The 22,153-nt window shown below is 55.5% G+C and carries 21 protein-coding genes; 2 read left to right on the top strand and 19 right to left on the bottom strand.

What is annotated here, in order from left to right; translation table 11 throughout:
• Positions 1–10 precede the first annotated feature (10 nt).
• The 8 genes from PAG01S_RS01580 to PAG01S_RS01545 form a co-directional block, all read right to left on the bottom strand.
• Positions 11–802 carry a PP2C family protein-serine/threonine phosphatase gene (locus PAG01S_RS01580; RefSeq protein WP_033779365.1) on the bottom strand — a complete coding sequence of 264 codons (792 nt, stop codon included), beginning with the start codon at positions 800–802 and terminating at the stop codon, positions 11–13.
• Positions 799–2,670, bottom strand: coding sequence for a type VI secretion system-associated FHA domain protein TagH (gene tagH / locus PAG01S_RS01575; RefSeq protein ID WP_062757460.1), 1,872 nt, complete (start codon positions 2,668–2,670; stop codon positions 799–801). Before tagH ends, PAG01S_RS01580 begins: the two co-directional genes overlap by 4 nt.
• Positions 2,671–3,062: 392 nt before the next feature.
• Positions 3,063–3,443, bottom strand: a complete 381-nt coding sequence (locus PAG01S_RS01570; RefSeq protein ID WP_245006262.1) for a lysozyme inhibitor LprI family protein — start codon at positions 3,441–3,443, stop codon at positions 3,063–3,065.
• A gap of 41 nt (positions 3,444–3,484) precedes the next feature.
• Positions 3,485–3,883 (bottom strand): lysozyme inhibitor LprI family protein, encoded by a 399-nt coding sequence (locus tag PAG01S_RS01565; protein WP_060679995.1) that lies wholly within the window; start codon positions 3,881–3,883, stop codon positions 3,485–3,487.
• Positions 3,884–3,962: 79 nt separating this feature from the next.
• Complete coding sequence (locus PAG01S_RS01560) at positions 3,963–4,337, bottom strand: hypothetical protein (RefSeq protein ID WP_062757458.1); 375 nt, start codon at positions 4,335–4,337, stop codon at positions 3,963–3,965.
• Positions 4,338–4,486: 149 nt separating this feature from the next.
• Positions 4,487–4,846 (bottom strand): T6SS amidase immunity protein Tai4 family protein, encoded by a 360-nt coding sequence (locus tag PAG01S_RS01555; protein WP_033766995.1) that lies wholly within the window; start codon positions 4,844–4,846, stop codon positions 4,487–4,489.
• Entirely contained in the window at positions 4,843–5,334 is a 492-nt protein-coding gene (locus PAG01S_RS01550) for a type VI secretion system amidase effector protein Tae4 (RefSeq protein WP_031592957.1), read from the bottom strand. The genes PAG01S_RS01555 and PAG01S_RS01550 overlap by 4 nt, the downstream gene beginning before the upstream one ends.
• A gap of 50 nt (positions 5,335–5,384) precedes the next feature.
• Positions 5,385–5,867 (bottom strand): Hcp family type VI secretion system effector, encoded by a 483-nt coding sequence (locus tag PAG01S_RS01545; protein WP_031592956.1) that lies wholly within the window; start codon positions 5,865–5,867, stop codon positions 5,385–5,387.
• Between the two features lie 323 nt (positions 5,868–6,190).
• Between PAG01S_RS01545 and PAG01S_RS01540 the strand changes: the two genes are divergently transcribed.
• Positions 6,191–6,409, top strand: a complete 219-nt coding sequence (locus PAG01S_RS01540) for a hypothetical protein (RefSeq protein WP_031592955.1) — start codon at positions 6,191–6,193, stop codon at positions 6,407–6,409.
• Between the two features lie 341 nt (positions 6,410–6,750).
• Here PAG01S_RS01540 and tssC read toward each other — a convergent pair whose 3' ends face one another.
• The 10 genes from tssC to exaC all read right to left on the bottom strand — a co-directional run bounded on the left by tssC (position 6,751) and on the right by exaC (position 20,562).
• The gene (gene tssC / locus PAG01S_RS01535; RefSeq protein ID WP_010246111.1) at positions 6,751–8,250 is read right to left on the bottom strand and encodes a type VI secretion system contractile sheath large subunit; all 1,500 of its coding nucleotides are present in this window, start codon (positions 8,248–8,250) and stop codon (positions 6,751–6,753) included.
• A complete protein-coding gene (tssB, locus tag PAG01S_RS01530; protein ID WP_010246114.1) occupies positions 8,247–8,780 on the bottom strand; it encodes a type VI secretion system contractile sheath small subunit in 534 nt (177 codons plus the stop codon). The genes tssC and tssB overlap by 4 nt, the downstream gene beginning before the upstream one ends.
• 81 nt (positions 8,781–8,861) lie before the next feature.
• Complete coding sequence (gene tssA, locus PAG01S_RS01525; protein WP_010669900.1) at positions 8,862–9,875, bottom strand: type VI secretion system protein TssA; 1,014 nt, start codon at positions 9,873–9,875, stop codon at positions 8,862–8,864.
• 16 nt (positions 9,876–9,891) lie between these two features.
• Positions 9,892–10,608, bottom strand: coding sequence for a type VI secretion system-associated protein TagF (tagF, locus tag PAG01S_RS01520; RefSeq protein WP_010246121.1), 717 nt, complete (start codon positions 10,606–10,608; stop codon positions 9,892–9,894).
• Positions 10,609–10,622: 14 nt separating this feature from the next.
• Complete coding sequence (gene tssM / locus PAG01S_RS01515; protein ID WP_010246125.1) at positions 10,623–14,252, bottom strand: type VI secretion system membrane subunit TssM; 3,630 nt, start codon at positions 14,250–14,252, stop codon at positions 10,623–10,625.
• 3 nt (positions 14,253–14,255) lie between these two features.
• The gene (locus PAG01S_RS01510; RefSeq protein ID WP_010246128.1) at positions 14,256–15,494 is read right to left on the bottom strand and encodes a DotU family type VI secretion system protein; all 1,239 of its coding nucleotides are present in this window, start codon (positions 15,492–15,494) and stop codon (positions 14,256–14,258) included.
• A gap of 14 nt (positions 15,495–15,508) precedes the next feature.
• A complete protein-coding gene (tssK, locus tag PAG01S_RS01505) occupies positions 15,509–16,852 on the bottom strand; it encodes a type VI secretion system baseplate subunit TssK (protein WP_010246132.1) in 1,344 nt (447 codons plus the stop codon).
• A 5-nt stretch (positions 16,853–16,857) separates the two neighbouring features.
• Complete coding sequence (gene tssJ, locus PAG01S_RS01500) at positions 16,858–17,352, bottom strand: type VI secretion system lipoprotein TssJ (protein ID WP_050680021.1); 495 nt, start codon at positions 17,350–17,352, stop codon at positions 16,858–16,860.
• Positions 17,353–17,375: 23 nt separating this feature from the next.
• Positions 17,376–17,972 carry a hypothetical protein gene (locus tag PAG01S_RS01495; RefSeq protein WP_010669898.1) on the bottom strand — a complete coding sequence of 199 codons (597 nt, stop codon included), beginning with the start codon at positions 17,970–17,972 and terminating at the stop codon, positions 17,376–17,378.
• A gap of 1,069 nt (positions 17,973–19,041) precedes the next feature.
• Positions 19,042–20,562, bottom strand: coding sequence for an acetaldehyde dehydrogenase ExaC (gene exaC, locus PAG01S_RS01490; RefSeq protein ID WP_062757456.1), 1,521 nt, complete (start codon positions 20,560–20,562; stop codon positions 19,042–19,044).
• A gap of 232 nt (positions 20,563–20,794) precedes the next feature.
• Here exaC and PAG01S_RS01485 point away from each other — a divergent pair, with 232 nt between their 5' ends.
• Positions 20,795–21,358, top strand: coding sequence for a class I SAM-dependent methyltransferase (locus tag PAG01S_RS01485; protein ID WP_022625824.1), 564 nt, complete (start codon positions 20,795–20,797; stop codon positions 21,356–21,358).
• On the opposite strand, the gene PAG01S_RS01480 is transcribed toward PAG01S_RS01485, so the two are convergent.
• On the bottom strand, positions 21,346–22,071 hold the full coding sequence (locus PAG01S_RS01480; RefSeq protein ID WP_033757357.1) for a glutamine amidotransferase: 726 nt from the start codon (positions 22,069–22,071) through the stop codon (positions 21,346–21,348). The two genes, PAG01S_RS01485 and PAG01S_RS01480, sit on opposite strands and share 13 nt — an antisense overlap.
• Positions 22,072–22,153 lie beyond the last annotated feature (82 nt).

Here is a 22,153-nt window from a genome sequence, read left to right as displayed (position 1 = left end):
GTTGGCGTTCTCAATCTCGCAGAGGGAAGAACTGCGCCGCTTCAGAGAGCGAGTGCAGCAAGGTGGTGTCCTGAGGTGATCCAATCCAGACGGCCAGCGCGCTGAAATTATCCTGCTGCCCCTGATCCGGCTGATCGTTCCTGATGATTTGCTGCATCAGCGTCAGCCACTCTTCCGGCGTATTCACCATGTGCAGCGACTGCTGCATCTGTTCCAGCGTCACACCGTGCCAGAAACCATCGGTGCAGAGTAAAAAGGCGTCGCCATCTTCAATCCCGACCACCTCGCTGTAGCTGGCGTCGCGCTGCTCATCGCCCATCCCCAGCGCAAAATAGAGCAGATTGCTGTTGATGCCTTCGGTGCGATGTCCGGCATCTTTCATCTGCTGCACCAGGCTGTGGTCGGTGGTGACCAGATAGAGATAGCCGCGACGGAACAGATAGAGGCGGCTGTCGCCTGCATGGGCCCAGCAGGCCAGATGGTAGTCGCGGTCAATAAACAGGCTGACCAGCGTAGTGCCCATCCGGCTGTGTTCGCTGCTGGCTTTCTGCTGCTGGCGGATGGCGTGATTCGCCTGATTGACGTAGTTACGAATCGACTGCGCATTGAGATGCGCATCGCCATCAAACGCCTGCAGCAGGCTGCTGCGGGCAATCGATGCCGCGATGTCCCCGCCGGGAAATCCGGCCACACCGTCGCAGACCACAAAGCAGGCCGAGCGCTTACCGATGACATCACCGATCTGATCCTGGTTACTGGCGCGATCGCCCTGATTCGACGTCGAGGCAATAGTGATATTCATGCGTCATCCGTGTGGGTTTGTGAGTCTTTGTACTGATTAACTTCCAGGTCATAGGCGTGCAGGAACGCTTCGCCGAACAGGGTGTGGAAATCGTCTTCGATCTCGCCCGCCGTCTCGCCGTAGCGCTCAACAAAATGCTCCCAGAGCGCCGCTTTACGGCTGCCCGGCAGGCCGATACGTGACACCGATCCCGCCTGACGCGCTTCCTCCTCCAGCTGCTCCGGGTTAAAGGATTGCAGCATTGAGGCGATGATGGCGCGGATACCGGCGATCATGCCCAGCTGGTGCGCCTGCAGATCGATCAGCGCATCACGCACTGCCTGACGCGGCGGCATAAAGCCCGGCATCCGGCTGCCAAACATCTGCATTAAGACGGTTTTGCCCGAAGGCAGTAGCTTGAACGGGTTATTGGCGTCGTCGAGGATCACCGTCATGTCTGCCTTCACCCCGCGCTTGAGGATCGAACGCGAAGAGAGTAGCGCCACCGTACCCTGCGAAAACATGCTCAGCATCTGCCCGAATTGCAGCATCTGCTCACGGTCAAATTGCGGCGTCGGCTGCAGGTCGCGCAGACCCATTCCCTCCAGCAACGCATCCAGTAGTTCGCCCTTTAGGGCATCACCGCTGCTTTCGCTGGGTGTCGTCGGGTGCGCAGCGGCGGCATGATGGCGACCGGAAGCTACGGGATCGATGCGCAACCGCCCTTTCGGCGTCGGGGATGGCGTACGCTGTACCGCCTGCGGCGTGGGCAGCGTAATTCCGCCGTAATCGATCTGTGGATTCACCGCGTCAGACTGGCCGGGCAGTTCCTCGTCAATCAGCGGCGTCTGCTGCTGTGCCTCAGGATGAGGCTGGCTGTGAGTCTCATGCTGTGATTCGTCGAAGCTGAACAGCGGTGAGTGGTCGGTGTCGGTCAGGCTGGCGGGATCCTGCTGCGATGGACGTGCGGCCATCGGCTCATTTTTTGCCACCGGTTGAGGTGGCACATGCAACGTGGCCGGTTTCGGCGTCGTCAGCTCCGGCTGCGCCAGCGGCACCGCGTTGCCCATCATCAGACCCAGCGGATCATCATGGTTGCGCACATCCGTGCTGCTCTCGCCGTCAAACAGGCTCAGCGGATCAAGTTCAGCGGCAGGCGTTTCAGCCTGCGGTGGCGCCGTGTTTTGCTGAGCAGACAGCGTGCTTGGCGTCCGGTCGTCAAAAATACTCTGCTGCCCGAACAGCGCATCGCCTTCATCAAACAGGCTGCTGTTTTTTGGCTGCTGACCATAATCCAGCGGTGCATCGTTAATCAGCTGAGCCAGCGGATCTTCCGGATTACGATCAGGACGAGCGGGCGCAGTCAGCGGATGGGCCTCAGGCATCTCTGGCGCAGCTTTGCGTTTAGAGAGATCGTCCGAAATCGAAAACTCTTTCGCCAGGCTGTCCCAGATTTCGCTGGGAATGGCGGCGGTGGTGCTGGCTTTTTCCGCTGCCGGTTCGCGAGCGGGTGCTACGGGCTGCACCGGCTCAGGACGCGGAACAGCTCTTTCACTCTGCGGTTGCTGTGCACTGTTGAGATCGCTGACCAGCAATTGGTAATCATCGATGCCCAGTATGTCTCCATCCTGCAGCTCAACCTGACGTCCGCGTTCCAGCGGAATATCGTTGAGTAACACGCGCGTCACATTGCCACGGTTGGTCAGGCGACATTCGCCATTTGCCGTGATGTGCACAATCGCCTGCAGGCGGGAGAGTGTGCGATCGTCATCCGGCAGCACCAGATTATTATCCACACCACGACCAATGGTGCCGCCAGGCGGAAAGAAATCACAATGAGTTTGCGGCGGCTGTTGGCCGGGTTTAGTCGTTATTATCGTAAAGCGCATAACGGATTCCTGCGGTTAGCGGTTCGGCATCTATACCGCGCACCTCTCAAGGAAAGGCGCGGGGTATAGAGAGCGGGGGGATTTAATTTTGGGAGTTGTCTATTTAAATACTCTGCCACTGTATTAATTCAATCCTTTAAACAGAGAAAAATTATATTTATTTAAGAAGATGAAGCTGCGTTAACGGCTTATCTTTAATTAACATACAGGGTAAACATCAAAATAGTTGCAAAGATGATTGCATTACAATCACCAGAAACCACTCTGCTGAAATATCATTTATACAGAATTATTTACCGGTATTGAAAAAACGGGATTACAGCGTAATGCAGAGAGTGATATTCATAGAGAATGTCGTGCCCAGCCTGTAAACCCTGAGCACGACGACATAATCAGTAAGGCAGTTGCTTCAGAATAGCAGTACGTTCTTTGTCGATGCGGATAACACAGAGGTTGGTGGCAACCGCATTCGCATTGCTGCCTTCTTCAGCGGCAAAAGCTTCCAGCTTGCACTGACCATCACGATACTTCAGCCAGTTACGCTGGGTATCCACCAGCGTGGTGACATAGTCATCAGCCAGTTTTTTCTGCGTTCCGTACATCTTTACAATGCGTTTTTTAGCCGTCTGGTATTCTTTGTTGAGGTCATCTTCCGCCAGCTTCTTCTGCTGAACAGTACACTGAAATAGCGCACCGTCTGAAGGCTGTTTTGCACAGGTATCTTCAGCGAGCGCTGAAGCGCTGATGCAAAGAGACACAGTGATTAAAGCCAATTTATGCAGTCTCTTCATATATTTCTCAGCAGTCTGTACCATCAATGATAAGGAATTAACTTAAGTTTTTTAATTCTTTGCTCGTTAAGTTCAGAAGTACACATATTAATATTAGCGTTACTTAAATCACTTCCCTTATCTGCAGCATAAGAAGCCAGTTTACAATCATTCTCTCTATACTTCAGCCAGGCTCGTTGAGCTTCAGTCAACGCATCCATATACTGGCTTAACTCTTTGTTGTCACCTTTAAAAAGCGTTTCAACTCTGGTCTTAGCCAGCTTATATTCTTTGTTTAAATCAAGCTCAGTTTCGTTCCTGTTTTTCTGGGTGCAGGTATGAACTTCCTGGTCATTATTTCCGCTTGAACAATCACTGGTTGCGAAGACGGGGGAAACATAAAAAACTGTGACGCACAGCAACAAAGAAAAATAAGTTCTCATTAAAAATCTCACATGTAATAACACACCTATGTCTGAGAACAAGTGCAGACTCAATATGCAGTAATTTTTATAAACGATGTTATTTAATCACCCCAAAATCCCGAGCAATAACTTTACTTTTAAAGGTTACGATATAATCCCAGAGGCCGTTGCCCTTCTGGCTTGGATAAAAAGAATAATCATACTGTCCGTTGGTAAAGCGATAACCCCGGAAGTCGCAGACGTCAGGACAATTTGAATTTATCGTTTCACCTTTAAGAAATATCGATGAATTGTCTTTTACTCTGGTTGACTTAAGCGAAACATCATCACAGGTGACGTTACCTTCATCACAATCATATTCAATATCCGCTTTGAATATTTTTCCTTCAAAGTGTGAAACTGACTTCGCCAAAACAAATGAAGGTGAAACTAAAAGCACTATCATAATCAAATGACTTACTTTCTTCATCATGTGGCAAGTTCCGTATAAGAGTAATTTACATTATACTGCTCAACTTCAGGTTTAATTATCGGCTTCATTTAACTAAACATATTCTCTTTTGTAAATTCGCTGCTGATGTTTAGCGCTGCATCAACTTTTAATTCCCCTAAAAATAAACGCTATTTCTTATACTTATTGTAGAGCGCCTCGGCATCCTGACTTTGGGAAAGCAACGTGCATTTCATCATATTGAAGTTTCCTGTGACCGAGCCAGTCAGGTTCATCTTCAGATACTCATTGATTAACTTATCACCATCACTGAATGCTTCAACAGGGAGATGACTTACCTCTAACCAGGCTGACGCGCTTTTAAATGCATCATCGGTGAAAGCCTTGTCAGTCGCAGCTTTTCCTGCACAACGGTTCAGAAGCCAGTTGCTGAAAATCTCCGGTTGCTTAAAGGAGTCTGGCGCCGGTGGCGTTATCGCCAGCGCCGCAGGAGATAAAGTCAGAGCAAATAACATCAGGAATTTTTTCATTTCAGTATCCACAAGGAGGCAACATCAGGAACAAAACTACCATTTTCTGCGCCACCCAGGAAGTGACAGGTATCAGAGCAGATATTGCCGTTCCAGAGTGTCACGTGCCCACGGGCATTGCTCCAGCCACTCCCCTGAAACACAATAATCCCCTGTTTACCGTTAAATGAGCCGGGTTTTGGTGAGGTCACAGTCAGGTCTGGCTGACCAAACGCACCGACTAAAAAGTCCATCATATCGTTGACGCGAAACATATAACGCTTTTTGTCTTTACCCGTTACGGTCGCATAACGGCTGTTTGCGGGAACAGGAACACCAGTGTAATTAAGAACATAGCTCATTCTTATTGGGCAGGCATTCTCGAAAATTCCGGCGGTGATATTCGCCTCTACTTTTCCACCCAGTATTTCCCCCACCTTCTCTACTCCAACATTGACTTCAGAGAAGCGATTCCAGGCGGCCGAAAACTGAGGTCTCAAATGTGCCATAGCAGAACTCCTTTTAAAGCCTCCCCCGAAGGGGAGGCGGCTATAAAACATTACGCTTCTTTGTTGCCTTTGATGTCCCAGCCGGCGCTGCTCTCTGCGCCTTTGCCGCCGGAAGAACTCTGCTCCCAGTACTGCTGCTTCACTTTAGAAGCCTGGAAGGAGTAGGTCATTCCCAGGGTGTCGCCGTTGTCGGAGCCATTGTAATTCACAGCGGTCACCAGAACGTCTTCCAGGGTAATGCGTGCATACTCAACCTGAGAGCCACCTGCTTTACAGATTGAGAGTTCAACTTTAGCGAGGTGTTTACCGCTTGCGCAGTTCTTCAGCAACGCCGTGGTGGATTTGTCGATCAGTGCATTGACGTGCAGGTCGTTGAAGTTAACCTTACCGGCGCCGCCGCCGCCGCCAACAGACATATTACCCGGCTGAGAAGCACCCCATGAGAAAGAGGTGATATCAGTCCAGCCAGAGTGGTTAGAGTCTTTAGACTCGCCGGTGACTCCGTCAACCTTCATAAACATATCAATAGCCATTATCTTTCACTCTTTATTGGTTGAGATTATTGCTTTCAAAAAAAGCAAGGATATGGCAAAAAGAAAAGCATGGGGCTGAATAAAACAGTCCATATTTTACCTTTGCCTTGCTTCTGAAATATCGTCATAAACCATATTTCAGACGTCGTATTGCCAGTTATTTAACCAGGCAAAAATCAGTATGCGTTTTTCATGGCGAGGCCAACATCGATAACCTGATACCCTGCTGCATCTCGCGCTTTCAGGTGGTCATTTCATAGACATAATCCTGGCCGATAGTTTATAGTAGGCAGGCGCTTAAAAAGTTCACAGAAGGAATGAACATGAAAAAGATCATCTCACTTTTCCTGATAGTCGTGTTGTCGCTGCTCTCTCTTTACGCCATCGCTGATATTATTGGTTCGATATATCTGGTTGCTCGCTATGAAGAATTCACTCTCTCTTCTTCCGGTCTCATTGCCGGTAAAATTCTCTTTACCGCTGTCTGCCTGGCCTTTGTTTTTATTTTAATTAAAATAGCGCGCAGAAAGCCGGTTAATTAATTTGCTTCAACTTTTCTGCTACGGCATAAAGCGATATTGACGCCATCCATAGAAACATTAACCAGAACTGCGTTAACAATCTTTCCTCGCACTACAATACTCCAGTGAGAAAAGCTAAGAACCTGCACAGGTTATTAAAATAAGAGAAGAAATAAATACCAGAAGATAATGCAGCAGGTGCAAAGCTGACTTTTTAACCATCCTGTCATCCTCCCTGACATTTATCTCAGCAACCTTTCTGTCAGCCATCAGGCGCAAAAACCTTACACGCCTGATAAACCTGTAATTCAGAGGATGAATGATGCCAGGTCATTCCCGGCATCACGCCTCCCTTTCAGCCCTTACGCATTATCATTTTTCAGCGACGGCAGCTTAGAGACCAGACGCAGAGAAACCGTCAGCCCTTCCAGCTGGTAGTGCGGACGCAGGAAGAATTTCGCGGAGTAATAGCCAGGATTATCCTCCTGCTCTTCCACATTCACCTCGGCAGCCGCCAGCGGCTTGCGAGACTTGGTTTCCTGCGAGGAGTTAGCCGGATCGCCATCGACATAGTTCATCACCCAGTCGTTCAGCCAGCGTTCCATTTCATCACGCTCACGGAAGGAGCCGATCTTGTCGCGCACGATGCACTTCAGGTAGTGCGCAAAACGGCAGCAGGCGAACAGGTAAGGAAGACGCGCGGCCAGACGGGCATTGGCGGTGGCATCGGCGTCGTGATACTCCATCGGCTTCTGCAGTGACTGCGCACCAATAAAGGCAGCGAAGTCAGAGTTTTTACGATGCACCAGCGGCATAAAGCCATTTTTCGCCAGTTCGGCTTCACGACGATCGCTGATGGCGATTTCGGTCGGGCACTTCATATCCACGCCGCCGTCATCGCTCGGAAAGGTGTGGCACGGCAGATTTTCCACTGCCCCACCCGACTCCACGCCGCGTATTGCGGTGCACCAGCCATACTCTTTGAAGGAGCGGTTGATGTTGGCGGCCATCGCGTAAGCCGCATTGCTCCACGTATAGTTGCCATGATCGGAACCATCGGTCTGCTCTTCAAAGTCAAAGCTGTCGACCGGGTTGGTACGGATGCCGTAAGGCAGACGCGCCAGGAAGCGCGGCATCACAAGGCCCAGATAGCGTGCATCTTCCGACTCACGCAGGCTGCGCCAGGCAGCATACTCGGTGTTCTGGAAGATTTTGGTGAGATCGCGTGGATTCGCCAGCTCCTGCCAGGACTCCATCTGCATCACTTCGGGCGCGGTGCCGGTGATAAACGGACAGTGCGCGGCTGAGCCGATACGCGCCATCTCACCCAGCAGCTCAACATCCTGCGGGCTGTGGTCGAAGTAGTAGTCGCCCACCAGGCAGCCAAACGGCTCGCCGCCGAACTGACCATACTCCTGCTCATAAATTTTCTTGAACAGCGGACTCTGATCCCAGCCGGCACCCTTGTAACGCTTCAGAGTGCGACCCAGCTCCTGCTTGGAGATGCTCATAAAGCGGATTTTGAGCATCTCGTCAGTTTCAGTGTTGTTCACCAGATAGCTCAGGCCGCGCCAGGCGCTTTCCAGCGACTGAAACTCCGGATGGTGAATAATCTGGTTCACCTGCTGCGACAGCTTTTCGTCGATCTCCGCGATCAGCGCCTGAATGGTGCGATAGGCATCGCTGGAGACGGTAACGGTGTTCTCCAGCGCCTGCTGTGCCAGGGTTTTCACCGCGCTTTCGACCGCGGCACGCGCCTGATCGCTTTTTGGCCGGAACTCTTTATTCAGCAGCGCGCTGAACTCATCCTGACTGAAACTGGCTGCGCCCTGCGACTGCGGTTGTTGTGAAGTCTGCGTCATGCCTGCGGCTCCTTACCTTCAGTGGCCTCATCCTGCTTTGGCAGATGGGTCAGGGCCTGCAGCAGCGTAGGATCCTGCAGCACCTTACCAATCAGCTCTTCCGCGCCGTTTTTGCCATCCATATAGGTCAGCAGGTTCGCCAACTGGGTACGCGCTTCCAGCAGCTTGCTCAGCGGCTCCACGTTGCGGGCCACCGCGTCCGGCGAAAAGTCATCCATGCTGTCAAAGGTCAGATCGATGTTCAGCTTGCCTTCGCCATTCAGGGTATTGTCTACCTGGAACGCGGCGCGCGGCTTCAGTGCTTTCATGCGCTCATCGAAGTTGTCGATGTCGATTTCCATGAATTTACGGTCATCAATGCCTGGCTGTGGCTCCAGCGGTTTACCCACCAGATCCGCCAGCACGCCCATTACAAACGGGAGCTGGATTTTGCGTTCCGCGCCATAAATTTCCACGTCATATTCAATCTGAACGCGAGGCGCGCGATTGCGGGCAATGAACTTCTGCCCACTGGATTTGCTTGTTGCCATGGTTTTCTCCATACATGATGCGCGGATAAAGTGTCACAGCAGGCGCGCAGGTCCCGCTGAGTGTGTGTGCGTCACGCCTGCTTAATCGCGACGTCCGAAAATGGTTTCCAGCTGATGTACGCCGTCGGGTGCCAGTTCGCGGATGATCTCCAGAAAGTCGCGCTCGATTAAGCGCTGTACACGGTCGATCATCAGTGGGGCCGGATGACTCGGCTCATGCTGGGTGAAGTAGAGCTTCACTTTCTCCAGCATCAGCTGCGCGTCGGCGCGGGAACTGATCTGCACCGTGCGCCAGTCAGCGGCAGCGCGCGGGTTGGCCGGTGCAGGCGATGCCGCGGTTTCTGCGGGCTGTTCCACGGCGGCTGTGGGGATCAGCGCATTGATATCTGTGGCCTGGCAACGTTCAGCGATCAGCGCAATCTGTCTGCGCAGCTGTGTGAGTTCCGGCACCGCGGCTTCGCCCAGTCGTTCGGTCACGGTTTCGCAGATGGTCTGCAGCCGCTCATGAATCTGCAGCACCGCCTCAATACCGGGCTGGTCGCCGCGCGCCAGTTCGTCGATCAGACGCGGCAGGCCGCCAGGATAGTCCGCGACTTCGGTTTTACTGCCGTCGCACAGGGCGGCCGCATCGCGCAGCGTGATGCCGTCAGAGGGATAGCGCAGCAGCCAGCACTGACGCACCGCGCCGCTCAGATCAGTTTTGTCACCCAGCAACGCCAGCGCATTAATGCGGTAGAAGGGATCCTGCTCGCCGAACTCCTCCAGCCGGGGCCACAGCGGCTCCCAGTAGAGCAACAACGCCTGTTCAATCAGCTTCAGGCCCTGGGCATAGCCCGGCAGCCCTTTCAGTTCGGTCCAGGCGTGGGTCAGCGCCAGCATTACCCGCAAATCTTTGCTGCGCGCCAGCAGCGCTATCGCCAGCTTCTCGACTCTGTTCCAGTCGGCCGGTTCTGCCGGAATGATAGTATTGCCAAACTGCTGCTCCGCTTTACCGGCGCTGGCCTGCTCCATCGCCTGAAAATCAGCGTGGTACTCCAGGTTATCGCCGCCGGGATTGTCCTCGCTGACCGGAGCCAGCAGAGCCTCTGTATTCATCGTCATGCGTGTCGCCTCAGGATTCAAACATCGGGGGATAAAGTCCGTTTCGTCCCGGCTTTGCCCCACCGGCCGGATCAAACAGCAATGAAAAGAGCTGGGCGGTAAAATTACCGCTGTGAACCTGGGTATAAAGCGGGAAACCGTCGCTTTGATTGGTCCACCAGAAACTGGTGTAGAACTGCGGGTCGAAGTTCTCGCCCGGCAGTGTCCAGTTCAGCGTCGAAGGGGTATCGCCATGCCCGATGACGTTGAGAATGTCTGACGTCTCGTCCGACTCCTGCGGCGGCTGCGGCTGAGGAATGCTGATCAGCGCCTGATCCAGCTGCTCCGGTGACCCGCCGCCCTGCACCACCCGCAACAGCGTATTGCCGACCTGCTGATACCACTCGCCGGAGCGCGCCAGCAGGGCTGGCGACCACTCGGCGGGCGTGAAGTGGCGCAATGCGCAGAGTGGGTAGTTACGGCCCACGCTGTCACGCGCGGCAATCAGGCAGCCCATCTGAATCAGCTGGCTGCCCAGCATCGGCGGCACCACAAAATTCCAGACCGGCGCGTTAAGGAACGGGCGCGACGGGGCGTTATCACTCTCCTGACTGCTCTGCCAGTGATGCAGGCCCACCTGAAACCAGCTGGACCATTGGCGATAGAGCACGTCCGGGAAGCGGCGCTTCACAAAGTCACCCGCGCTGGGCACTTTGCCGTACCAGCAGGGTGCAGCGTAATGAGTCATTGTCGGGTCCTGTTTCAGGGGCAGCTAAAGCCGGGAAGCTGGAACGGGTTACGAATGCTGCCAGGGGTGAACGACAGCGTGACCTGATGACCGTCCACGCTGAAACTCGCTTCGCGGGTCAGGCCGCCTGCCGCTGTCAGCCGGGCGCGGTCAAAGAAGCGATTGAGCGCCCAGGGACCGCTGGTGACCAGCGTGGAGGTGGTGCCGTTGGTCAGACCCAGCTGCATCCGCACCTGGCTGGTGCCGCCGGGGCCGGGCCAGCTGACCATCTGTACCGCCTGCGGTCCGTGGCTGTAGCGTAAAATCTGCCCATCCACATCCAGCGTCAGGTTAAGGATGTCGTTATCCATTTTTACCGTACGCAGCGTGACGCGGAAGCCGGGCGTGGTCGCACCATTGGCAAAGAAGGCATCGCGGATTGACTGCGCCTGCTGGAAGGGCCGCAGCAGGGCTTCGCCTCCCGGCAGGGTTTTACCGTCAATGCCCGGCGTAAAGCGCCACGCCGCGTTGGTGGTGTCGACTTTGCTGGCCAGGTTGTCGCGGAAGAAGCTGTCCATCATGCCGCTGCCGGGTGCAAACATCCGCGCCAGATCGTCTGGTGTGACCTCACTGCGCGCAGAGCGAACCAGCGGATAGCGACCGGCGATCGCCTGGCGGCAGAAACTGCCCACTTCCATGGTGATGCGCTTGCGGACGTTATCCATATCGCGGCGCTGTGCGTCGCTGCTGGCACCCACCGCCATGCTGGAAACCATGTTCTGCAATGAACCCGGCAGACGGCCGGCACTGGCCTGCAGACGACTGATGGCATCGCTGGCCGGTGGCGGCATCCCGCTGTTCGCCGCATCCTGCACGGCGGTGAGGTATCGATAGAGATCGTCAATCTGATGCAGGAAGTCATCCACCGCCAGCACCTTACTGCCCTGCTGCAGCGGCTGGGCCAGCTCCAGAACCGGCGCAAAGTGCAGCGCGACGGCCTGCTCCGGGGATGCCTGAGTAGCGGCCTGTCCGCGCGCGGCACTGGCCTCGGGCGAGGTAAATAGCGCTTCAAGGGTGCGGGTGGCGCTGTTATCCGACGGCTTTGCTGCCTGCGCGGTTTTCTCATCCGGCTGCGCCCGATTCAGCGTCAGCAGACCACCGAGGTTGATCACCAGCTGGCGCAGCGGCGAATGGTTGCCCGACAGCAAACGGGCGGTGTTGATGCGTTGCGAGAGATCGGCGCTGCTGTTGAGCTGAATGTCGCTGAGGAACTGCTCCCACTGCCGGATATAGTCCTGCACGTAGAGCTGGCGCACCGCAAGATCCGTCTGCTCACTTTTCTGCTGCGGCGCCGCGCCGCCCAGCACCCAGAGATCGTCCTGATACAACGCCTGGGTCACCGGGGCAATCTGCTTATCCACGTGCTGCCAGTAGCCATCCGGCGTATAGAGACCCGCCACACCGTCATTGACCGATTTACCGCTTTTGCGGGAAAACACCAGCTCGCTCTGGGGACCACCCAGCGCCGCCAGCGTCACCGGCTGCAGGCTGTCATCGCGTTGCAGCAGGCGCTTCAGCCGTCCATAGACGCGCTGTGACAGCGGCATCTGATTAATCAGCGCCTGCTCGCGCTTTACCAGCGCTTCATCCTTCGCATACGGCGACGAGTGAATCTGCGTCTCCAGCAACTGTTGCAGGTGCCACGCCAGCTGTTTCACCTGCTGCTGGGTAACGTTCTGCGGCAGTTCGCGTGACAGGTTGAGCATCAGCCACGCCTGCAGGAATTTGCCATCGTAGTGCTTTGGCTGGTAGAGCATCTGATACGCTTTCAGCGCTTCATAGCTGTAGTCAGCATCACTGCCGTTGTCATTACGCAGCCAGCGGGTGATGTTCTGCGCCACCTGCGGCAACAGCAGCTGTTTCAGTGCCTTGTCGTAGAGCGCACGGGTGGCATCGCTGACCTCGGTGCCGCGATAAAGCCCCATGCGGCGCGTCAGCGGCGGTGCTTCCAGTGAGAAGTCGGCGCTCTCCGGCAGGTGCAACAGAGTGTTGAGATAAGGCACCAGCGCAAAGAGGTCGCCATTGACCTGCTGCTGAAGCTGATCGCCCAGTTGTTCAACCTGCGGCGCTTTAGCGGCCATCTCCTGCAGATAGGCTTTGTTTTTACTGTAGCTGGTGAGCCACAGCGCCCCGGCCACCAGCAATATCAGCAGCAGCGCCAGATAACCCGACCAGAGCCCGGCGCGGTTGCGCAGCTCCCACCAGCGGTTGCTGCCCGCCAGACCGGACTCCTGGAAAATCACATTTTCCAGCACCCCTTTCAGGAAGAAGCTCTGCCCTTTGTTCTGCGGGATGGGCGACTCTTTATCGACCTTATCCCAGCTTCCTGACTCGCCAGCCTGCTGCCCCGGCAGATTCAGTGCGCGGTTCAGCTCGCCCATCACCCGGTCAAACGGCAGTCCCTCCTGGGTGCCGCTGGCAAAGTAGATACCGCGCGGTGCGAACTGGGTTTCAAAATCGGAGCGGGCAAACAACGTGTCGAGCGCGTCTGCCAGCAACGGTCGCAGCGCCGCAAACTCCTGCGGGAAGAGATAGCTCTCTGCCCGCGCCTGCGCGTCGCTTTCCGTCAGCAGCCGATCGGCCAGTCCGGCATCCAGACGCTGTTGCAGCAGGGAGTACTCCTGCTGGAACTGGTTATTAAGTTCGAAATCGGCGGCGGACGCTTTCGCCCAGGGAAAGGTGAATCCCCAGATTTGTTCACGCTGCGCTTTATCCAGCGAGGCAAAGTAGCTGCGGAAGCCTTTGAGCAGATCCGCTTTGGTGACCAGCACATAGACCGGGAAACGGATGCCAAGGCGATCGTGCAACTCCATCAGCCGCTGACGCAGGGCCAGCGCCTGATTACGCAGCGCCTCGGGCGACTGCGACAGCAGATCGGAAACGCTCAGCGTGACGATCACGCCGTTGATCGGCTGACGTCCGCGATATTTACGCAGCAGGTCGAGAAAATGATGCCATTCGCTGGCATCACGCTCCTGCTGACTCTCCTGGGTACTGTAGCGCCCGGCGGTATCGAGCAGCACCGCGTCATTGGTGAACCACCAGTCGCAGTTGCGGGTGCCGCCAATGCCGCGCAGCGCCGACTTGCCGAATTTATCTGCCAGCGGAAACTGCAGCCCCGAGTTGACCAGCGCGGTGGTTTTACCGGCACCGGGCGCGCCAATGATCATGTACCACGGCAGCTGATAGAGATACTGACGGCCAAAGCGCTGTGCCCAGAACGGCGTGCCCTTGCTGCTGTGGCGCTGGAAGTGCGCCTTTTTCAGCATGTCAGTGGCTTCAGAGAAACGCCCTGCCAGCACCTGCTCTTCACTGGTCAGGCGCTGACGATCGGCTTCCGGCGCATCGCTTTTGCCGGTTTCGAGGCTCGACATCAGCTTGCGATTGAGCCAGATGTTATAGAGCCGCGGAATCGCCTGGCCTAAGCCCCACACCAGATAGAGCAGCGCGATACTGATAATGCGGTTCTGCTCCGGCTCAAGCGGGCGCGAATCGACGATTGAGAACACCGGGCCAATCACCCAGATGATAAAAGAGAGCGCGGTAATGCCGACAAAGCCCCACGCGAGGCGGCTGGTCAGCACCGCAAACAGAATATTCAGCATGGATCAGTTCCCTCTCGCCAGGCCGTTGAGTTCGGCATGCGTCGCATCCGGTGCCACCAGCAGGGTAATTTCAACACGACGATTACGTGCGCGATTTTCTGCGCTGTTATTAGGCACCAGCGGATTGCTTTCACCGCGCCCTTCCGCTTTCACCCGTGACGGCTGCGCCAGCTGCTGTTGCAACAGGGTCTGTACTGACCGGGCACGCGCCAGCGAAAGCTCAAAGTTGGAGGCGAAGCGGGCACTGCGGATCGGCACGTTATCGCTGTAGCCAATCACCTGAATCTGGCCGCTGACATTGTTCATGGCAGCAGCGATGCGCTGGATTACGTCGGTGTAACGTCCACGTACTTCGGTGGCCGCCGAGGCAAACAGTCCGTCCCCTTTCAGCGTCACCACGCTGCGGTCCGCTTCGTCACGCACCGCTACCAGCCCGGCATCAATTTCCGGTTTCAGGAAAGCGCGCAGATTCAGCGTGGCGGGTGGTGGTGGCGCAGGGTTGCCGATCTTCACTTCCGGCAGCGCCGTCTGATAGATACGGGCCAGTACCGGCGAGGTGTAATCGCCGAGACGCCAGTTGAGCACGATATAGAACAGGCAGGCCGCCAGCCCCGCCACCGCCGCACAGGCCCACAGCGGGATCATTGGCCGCCACAATTTGCGCAGGACCGGCTGATCGGTGGGATGCGGAGACAGCGCTGCTGCATAATTGCCACGCACGCTTTTGATCATCTGCAGCAGGCGCTGTTTGATGGTCTCCAGCTGCGAGCGACCGTTGTCCAGCACCCGGTAGCGTCCTTCGAACCCCAGCAGCAGGCAGAAGTAGATCAACTCCAGCATCAGAATGTGGCGTCTTGGGTTCTGCGACAGCTTAGCCAGCAGCTGAAAAAACTTTTCGCCGCCCCAGGTTTCATTGTGAAAGGTGACCAGCAGACCATTGCTGGTCCAGACGCCGCGGCTGCCCCACGGCGTCAGCGCCGCCGCCTCATCCAGCGCGGTACAGAGACAGTATCGCGCGCCGATGATCACTTCATAGCCCAGGCCTGACTGCTGGCAGCTCAGCTCGAAGCGCCGAATCTGATCGATCAGCTGCTGACGCAGCTGCGCCGGGTCTTCATGTGATACCGAGTGACGGATCTGAGGAATGGCGTTAATCAGGGGGTTGGCCGCCGCGACCAGCACATTCTGATGGCTGGCCTCCGGCGCAAGATCGCTGTGTGATTTTTGTTGTTCCTGCATCATGCTGCGTGCTCAGTTTATGATTCTGACTGACTACGAATGGCCCAGAACTCCATGTTCAGACCTGGAAACTCACCGGCAAGATGCAGCGCAAAAGCGCCCGAGCGCTCCATCTCTTTCCATAGCTCGCTGTTCTTATCCAGTTCGAAATAGCTGTATCCGGCATGCCACGGGATCTGCGGCGGCGCGCCGGGCATCGCCCGAAGTGCCAGACCGGGCAATTGCAACTGCACCAGATCGCGAATTTTGCTGACCGGGGCGACTTTCATCTGCGCCGGGAAGTGGGTTTTGAGGGTGTCGGCTGGCACGCTGGCTTTCACCGCCAGCACAAAGCCAAACTCATGCACCATACTGCTCTCCGGCACGGTCGCGACGTTAAGACCGTGCGAGCGCTGAATCAGCGGCAGCTGAATCGCGCTCTCTTCCATCACCTGGGACAGCCCCTGACGCAGCAGCAGTGACAGGCGGCTAAAACAGCTGTGCAGATCGTCATGATCGTAGAGCGGCAGGCCATCGGGCGCGCGGGCTGGCGTCCAGGTACTGAGCTCCGCCGCCAGTTGCAGCCAGTGGCTGTAGAGCGTTTCAGGATGCAGCAGCGGCAGATGTTGCAGATGAGTGTGCAGGCCAAGCTGACGATTGAGCAGCGCCAGCAGCATAAAATCGACCATATCCGCGCTGTTGAAACGACCGGTGCCCGGCGCACGCTGACTCAGCTGCTGGCTGCGTTGCTGGATCAGCCCGTGCAGATCGTTGAACATGTTTTGCAGCGGACGGCTGCTGTTAAGCGTCAGCATCGGCGGGATGTAGTCGCTGTCGAGCCGGATGTGGTTGTCGCTGCGTTTTTCAATCACCTGAGCCACGCCCATGGCGGTCCACTCGGCGGTCAGATCCTGTTCCAGCATCAGCCGCAGACGCAGTTTGCCGAACTGCACCGTGGCGCTGCCCACGGCCTGGGCATTGTCATCTTCCACTTCCGCTTCCCAGGCGAGGTAGCGAGCCAGAGAATCCTGCGACTCCTGAAAGGCCACCGCTTCGCGGCCATTGCGGCGTGCCGGAATGGCCAGCACCACTTTGCTGCGGTCAACGGAAGCAGGCAGATCAAGCGGGGCCGGACCGTGCTGTGGCTGGCTGAAGGCAAAAAACGTGCCGTCAGGCAGACAACCGCTGGCGGCGCTCAGCGCCAGTTTCCCCTGGCGCAGCAGCGCTTCATCGAACTCCAGATCGTAAAAACCCCAGGTATAGGCGCGCTGCGACTGGCCCCACTCACGCAGGGTGCTGAGAAGATAATTTTCTGACTGCTGGAAATGGTGAGGACGCAGAAACATCCCCTCGGTCCAGACCACCTTTTCGGCTCTGTTCATAGACATCACTGTTTTTCCACGTGAAGGCCGTTAATCCCCGCCACGATGCGCGCATTCAGCTCACCATCGTCACGCTTCCAGAATGCCCAGAATGAGGGTGATTCGCCTTCAGGAACCGGCAGCGACAGTCGCCAGACCTTGCCATCCAGCGCCTGATATTCCGCCATGATGCCGATGAAGCGCGCCTCGGGCAGACTCTTAATCCGCAGCGTTTTATGGGGCTGAGTGGAAGTCAGGAAGAACTGTTGCGTATTGAGTTGCGCATTACCCAGCGCATTAGCGGACTGGTTTTGCAGGGAGTAGAAGTCAGCCGACATAAACTCCGCATCGGAGGTCAGTAATACCACCCGGACTTTCAGCGGCGCACCGCCGTTAACCTGGTTTTGCGCCTGAACGTCCAGGTTGTACCAGGCAACGGGCTGTGGAGTACTGCTGCACGCGGTCATCAGCCACGTCAGCAGCACTATCAGCGCCCCACGCCATTGCGTTGTTGTCATCATCCCGCCCTCCCTGCTTAGTGCGATTAGTTAATAATCCAGGTTCCGTTAGTGCTGTTCTGGCAGGCGGTGCTGTCACCGTTTACCGCAACACAGGTTTTCTTCTTGCTGCTGCGCACCCGGCGCTTCGGCTGGTCAGCCTTGATCGTCTGATCGTAAAGCTCGCTTTTCACCACGGCGCGAAACGGCACATAGCCGGTCAGCTGAACGGTTGCCTGCGGCGCTGCGGAGGGTGCTGACTCTTTAACGGCACTGCTGGCTTTACCCGGCTCAGGTTCTGCTGACGCCTGAGCGGGTTCACCCAGCGCCAGCCAGTTGTTCTCTACCTGACCAATCACGGTGTAGCTTTCGCCGGTTTTCAGCGTCTCCACCACCTTGCCGCCAAAACTCGGATGGCTCATCACCGAAGCGGGATAGAGCGCACGGTAGGTTTCATTGACCGGGCTGAACTGCGCAGGCGGTTTAACCGCATAACGGTGACTGATCACCACGCCATCCACGGTGCTGGTGACCAGCGTGTCATCCGTCATTTTTGGCGGCGTTTTACAACCCGCGACAGAAAAAACAAACATCAGGCCTAACGCAATACGGAGCTTCACCATTTTTTTCATGTTGTGTTCCATTCATATCCTGGAGAGTGGCCAGAGGCCGGTTGTCAGTAATGAAAATCGGGAATGTGGTGCTGATAGAGCGCCACTTAGTGCCAGCCTAAAAGAAAAACCTTAAGCAAATAGCGTTAACGTGCCATGGCGAGGCACTTTAAAAGATCAACTAACGTTAACTATTAAAAAGCAACTCTGGCGACCGGGACAGGTGCAGCGAGAAATCTGAGCTGGCAAGAAATGATCAGAAACATGATCTATTTTTTTGCGTCAGATTGGATGAGGAAGGCAAAACCCAAGCTTTACTTATGCCATCCCTGGCCGAAAAACTGACATATTGACTCAGATTTACAGTTGTGACGCTATTCGCTGACAAAAGGAAAAAGCGCAGCGCATTGACTGATTTTCCTGTTTTCACGATCACATTCAGTAAGTTACAAGATGCGTATAAGCTCATAGCTACCGCACGAGCCAGGTATATCCTGCCCGTAGGTATGAAATCACAATTCCTTTGTAAACATAAGCTGCGAGTTTACAGAAGATTGACAAAATTTCAACGGGCCACTTTCATAAGATTTTACTTAAGTAAAGTTTAAGTAATTTACTTAGTGCAAATATGTGTTACTTTTAATCACTCACTTAGGATTATTCCTAACAAGATGAGCAACTATGAAGTATTCTTACACAGAAAACAGACACCCCTGTAGTCAGCATTAAAGAAACTCATGTAAAAAATGGCGCTGCTTCACCAGACCGTAATGAAGGTTAACGGCGAGGTGACCGTAATACGTGGCAGTTTTTAGCGTAAGAAAAAGTGAGATAATGGTTACAAATCAGCAAGTTGATTCAATATGGGACGGTTCAGAAAGGGCTGAGGATGAGGTGGTCGTGAAGCGAGATAAGCGAAGCGCAAAACGGCCCGGCGTCGCTTTAAGAAAGGACTGATTAATTGTTCTTTATCGGCATTGCAGCCATCGCTACGCTTCTGATGCTTCTCAGCATGCCCGGCTATGTTGAGCAAAAAAAACCACGCCGTAGCGTGGTTCTTAGGGAAGAGTGCAGGGTTATCCTGGCAGGTTGCGGGCCAGAACTAGAAGAAGCCCAGCGGCTCGATACTGTAGCTGACCAGCAGGTTTTTAGTCTGCTGATAGTGATCCAGCATCATTTTGTGAGTCTCACGCCCGATACCCGACTTCTTATAGCCACCAAAGGCAGCGTGCGCCGGATAGAGGTGATAACAGTTGGTCCAGACGCGCCCGGCTTTAATCGCCCTGCCCACCCGATAAGCACGGTTGATATCGCGGGTCCAGACGCCAGCACCTAACCCATAGATGGAGTCGTTGGCGATAGTGATTGCTTCTGCCTCATCTTTAAAGGTGGTGATGCCAATGACCGGGCCAAAGATCTCCTCCTGGAAAACGCGCATGCTGTTGTTGCCTTTCAGCAGTGTCGGCTGAATGTAGTAGCCGCTGTTAAGTGAGTCATCCAGCTTCTCTACGCCACCGCCCACCAGCACTTCCGCGCCCTCCTGTCGGGCAACCTCAAGATAAGAGAGAATTTTATCAAACTGCTGCTGCGACGCCTGCGCGCCCACCATGGTTTCGGTATCCAGCGGATCGCCACGTTTGATGGTTTTTACCCGCTTCATCACGGCCGCCATAAAGGGTTCGTAGATCGACTCCTGTACCAGCGCACGCGACGGACAGGTACAGACTTCGCCCTGATTCAGGAAACCCAGCACCACGCCTTCGGCGGCTTTCTCTATAAAGCTCTCCTCCGCCTGCATGATGTCTTCAAAGAAGATGTTAGGTGATTTACCGCCCAGCTCAACGGTCGAGGGGATCAGGCTTTTTGCTGCCAGCTCCAGAATATGACCGCCGGTTGCGGTAGAGCCGGTGAAGGCTACCTTGGCGATGCCGGAATGGGAGGCGAGCGCTTCACCCGCCTCTTTGCCGAACCCATGCACCACGTTCAGCACACCCGGCGGCAGCAGATCTTTAATCAGATCGACAAAAACGGTGATCGACAGCGGGGTCTGCTCAGCCGGTTTCAGCACCACACAGTTACCCGCGCCCAGTGCCGGAGCCAGTTTCCACGCCGCCATTAATAGCGGAAAGTTCCATGGAATGATCTGCGCTACCACGCCCAGCGGCTCATGGAAATGATAGGCGGCGGTGAACTCATCAATCTCGGCGGCACTGCCCTCCTGCGCCCGGACACAACCGGCAAAGTAACGGAAGTGATCGACGGCCAGCGGCATATCGGCCGCCAGGGTTTCGCGTACCGGTTTACCGTTATCCCAGGTTTCATAGACCGCCATCGTCTCCAGATGCTGTTCCAGCCGATCGGCGATTTTCAGTAACAGCAGCGAGCGTTGTTGCGGCGAGGTCTTGCCCCAGGCTTCCGCCGCCGCTGCCGCAGCAGCCACAGCGTTATCAACATCGGCAACGTCTGAGCGCGGAAACTCACCGGCCGCAGAGCCGTTCACCGGGGAGGTATTGGTGAAGTAGTTGCCGTTCACCGGCGCGACGAATTCACCATTAATGAAGTTGCCATAATTCTTTTGTAGGGTAATCAGAGAACCCTGTTCTCCGGGGGCGGCATAACGCATGATCATTCTCCTGACAGGTGACTGATGTAACAATGATGAAACTTATTATTAACATGAAGCATCATCAAGAGCCTGTCAGTTCTGTTAACCGGAAACTGTGACCGCCCCGAAGGAATGGGTGTTTACGCTTCGTCTTTAGATAATTCCGACTTTTACCCAAAAGGCTGGTCAGAGAGAAACTTGTGCGGCACAAAGGGGTCAACGTGAGGATGAATTCATTCTGGAGATGAGCATGCTGGCTTCAGCTTTTACCCTGATGCGCGCTAAAGCCAATTTCGTGCATCAGTTTATCCGCAACCCGCGCAAGATGGGCAGCATTACGCCCTCGTCAGAGGCGCTGTGCCGCACCATGATTGCGTCGGTGGAATGGCCTGAAAAGTTACGTATTGCCGAACTCGGCGCGGGCGACGGTGTACTGACGCGGCAGATACTGGCGCAGATGTCACCCGATGCCACTCTGGATGCCTTTGAGATCAGCAGCACGCTGGCCGATAAGCTTAATGCGCTGAACGATCCGCGCATGACGGTGCGCACCTGTTCAGCGGAATACCTGAGCGGAGAATATGACGTGATCTTCTCCGGCCTGCCGCTGCTCTCCTTACCCACTGAATTGCGTGAGGCGATTCTGCGTGCGGTGTATAACGCGCTCGGGCCCAACGGCGTCTTTGTACAGTTCCAGTATACCTCGCTGACTCAGCCAGACCTGTCGCGCTACTTCACCTGGGAGCGACAGCGGGTGATGAAAAACGTGCCACCCGCCTGGGTCTATCGCTGCACGCGTCACTACGCACCCTGAGCTTGCGCCATTGCAGGGCGCGTTTGTTGCCAGAACGCCACCAGCAACTCACGTGCCCAGTCTTTCCCCTCCATCTCGTTTGCCCCATCTTCTGTACAGCCTTTGGGCATACAAACGTTCATGATGTGCCGTGAAAATTCAGGATGAAACTGCACCGATAGCGCCTGCGGCGAATAACGGACAATCTGACAGCCATCGCGCGCAGAGGCGGCCAGCACCTGCGCCTGTTGTGGCGCGCTGATCACCGACTGGCGATGTGACAGCCAGACGCTGAAGTCCTGTGGCAATTTCTTCAGTAGCGGATCGCGCTGCGCCTCCGGCATACAGTTGATTGGTAACAGCCCGCGTTCCCATCCATTGGGATTGTCCGCCACCTCGCCACCCAGCGCATAGGCCATCAGCTGGTGACCGTAGCAGACCCCCAGCAGCGGCAAGCCGTGATCCATCGCTGCGCGAATCCATACGGCGCTGCGTTCGCTCCATTCAGCGTGATCGGTGACCATCGCCCAGGAACCGCTGAGGATCGCCCCGGAAATCTGGTCGAAAGCGGGTAGCGCCTCGCCCAGATGGGGCCGTACAATCAGGTATTCATCGGGTTGCAGGTTTAACGCGTCGATGAACCAGCGCGGCTGTTCACCAATCTCTGAGACAACGTTTGCAGGTGGGACTTCAAGCTGAATTAACGCAAGGGGTAAGGCGGACGTGTAGGTCATACCGAATCGTTTCCTTTAAGAAGTCGTTTCAAATCAGTCTGCCAGCAACGCGCCCGAAAGTCTCATCAGGCTGCGCGGCAAT

This window comes from Pantoea agglomerans NBRC 102470, assembly GCF_001598475.1.
GTDB classification, from domain to species: domain Bacteria; phylum Pseudomonadota; class Gammaproteobacteria; order Enterobacterales; family Enterobacteriaceae; genus Pantoea; species Pantoea agglomerans.
This window is presented reverse-complemented; position numbering and strand designations above follow the sequence as displayed.

Bases quoted from the DNA above. Each gene is read 5' to 3' on its own strand.
- tagH (WP_062757460.1), bottom strand. From the start codon at position 2,670: ATGCGCTTTACGATAATAACGACTAAACCCGGCCAACAGCCGCCGCAA.
- PAG01S_RS01550 (WP_031592957.1), bottom strand. From the start codon at position 5,334: ATGGCACATTTGAGACCTCAGTTTTCGGCCGCCTGGAATCGCTTCTCT.
- PAG01S_RS01560 (WP_062757458.1), bottom strand. From the start codon at position 4,337: ATGATGAAGAAAGTAAGTCATTTGATTATGATAGTGCTTTTAGTTTCA.
- PAG01S_RS01580 (WP_033779365.1), bottom strand. From the start codon at position 802: ATGAATATCACTATTGCCTCGACGTCGAATCAGGGCGATCGCGCCAGT.
- tssJ (WP_050680021.1), bottom strand. From the start codon at position 17,352: ATGATGACAACAACGCAATGGCGTGGGGCGCTGATAGTGCTGCTGACG.
- PAG01S_RS01565 (WP_060679995.1), bottom strand. From the start codon at position 3,883: ATGAGAACTTATTTTTCTTTGTTGCTGTGCGTCACAGTTTTTTATGTT.
- tssC (WP_010246111.1), bottom strand. From the start codon at position 8,250: ATGACGCAGACTTCACAACAACCGCAGTCGCAGGGCGCAGCCAGTTTC.
- exaC (WP_062757456.1), bottom strand. From the start codon at position 20,562: ATGCGTTATGCCGCCCCCGGAGAACAGGGTTCTCTGATTACCCTACAA.
- PAG01S_RS01485 (WP_022625824.1), top strand. From the start codon at position 20,795: ATGCTGGCTTCAGCTTTTACCCTGATGCGCGCTAAAGCCAATTTCGTG.
- tssM (WP_010246125.1), bottom strand. From the start codon at position 14,252: ATGCTGAATATTCTGTTTGCGGTGCTGACCAGCCGCCTCGCGTGGGGC.
- tssA (WP_010669900.1), bottom strand. From the start codon at position 9,875: ATGAATACAGAGGCTCTGCTGGCTCCGGTCAGCGAGGACAATCCCGGC.
- tagF (WP_010246121.1), bottom strand. From the start codon at position 10,608: ATGACTCATTACGCTGCACCCTGCTGGTACGGCAAAGTGCCCAGCGCG.
- PAG01S_RS01510 (WP_010246128.1), bottom strand. From the start codon at position 15,494: ATGATGCAGGAACAACAAAAATCACACAGCGATCTTGCGCCGGAGGCC.
- tssK (WP_010246132.1), bottom strand. From the start codon at position 16,852: ATGAACAGAGCCGAAAAGGTGGTCTGGACCGAGGGGATGTTTCTGCGT.
- PAG01S_RS01540 (WP_031592955.1), top strand. From the start codon at position 6,191: ATGAAAAAGATCATCTCACTTTTCCTGATAGTCGTGTTGTCGCTGCTC.
- PAG01S_RS01480 (WP_033757357.1), bottom strand. From the start codon at position 22,071: ATGACCTACACGTCCGCCTTACCCCTTGCGTTAATTCAGCTTGAAGTC.
- PAG01S_RS01545 (WP_031592956.1), bottom strand. From the start codon at position 5,867: ATGGCTATTGATATGTTTATGAAGGTTGACGGAGTCACCGGCGAGTCT.
- tssB (WP_010246114.1), bottom strand. From the start codon at position 8,780: ATGGCAACAAGCAAATCCAGTGGGCAGAAGTTCATTGCCCGCAATCGC.
- PAG01S_RS01495 (WP_010669898.1), bottom strand. From the start codon at position 17,972: ATGGAACACAACATGAAAAAAATGGTGAAGCTCCGTATTGCGTTAGGC.
- PAG01S_RS01555 (WP_033766995.1), bottom strand. From the start codon at position 4,846: ATGAAAAAATTCCTGATGTTATTTGCTCTGACTTTATCTCCTGCGGCG.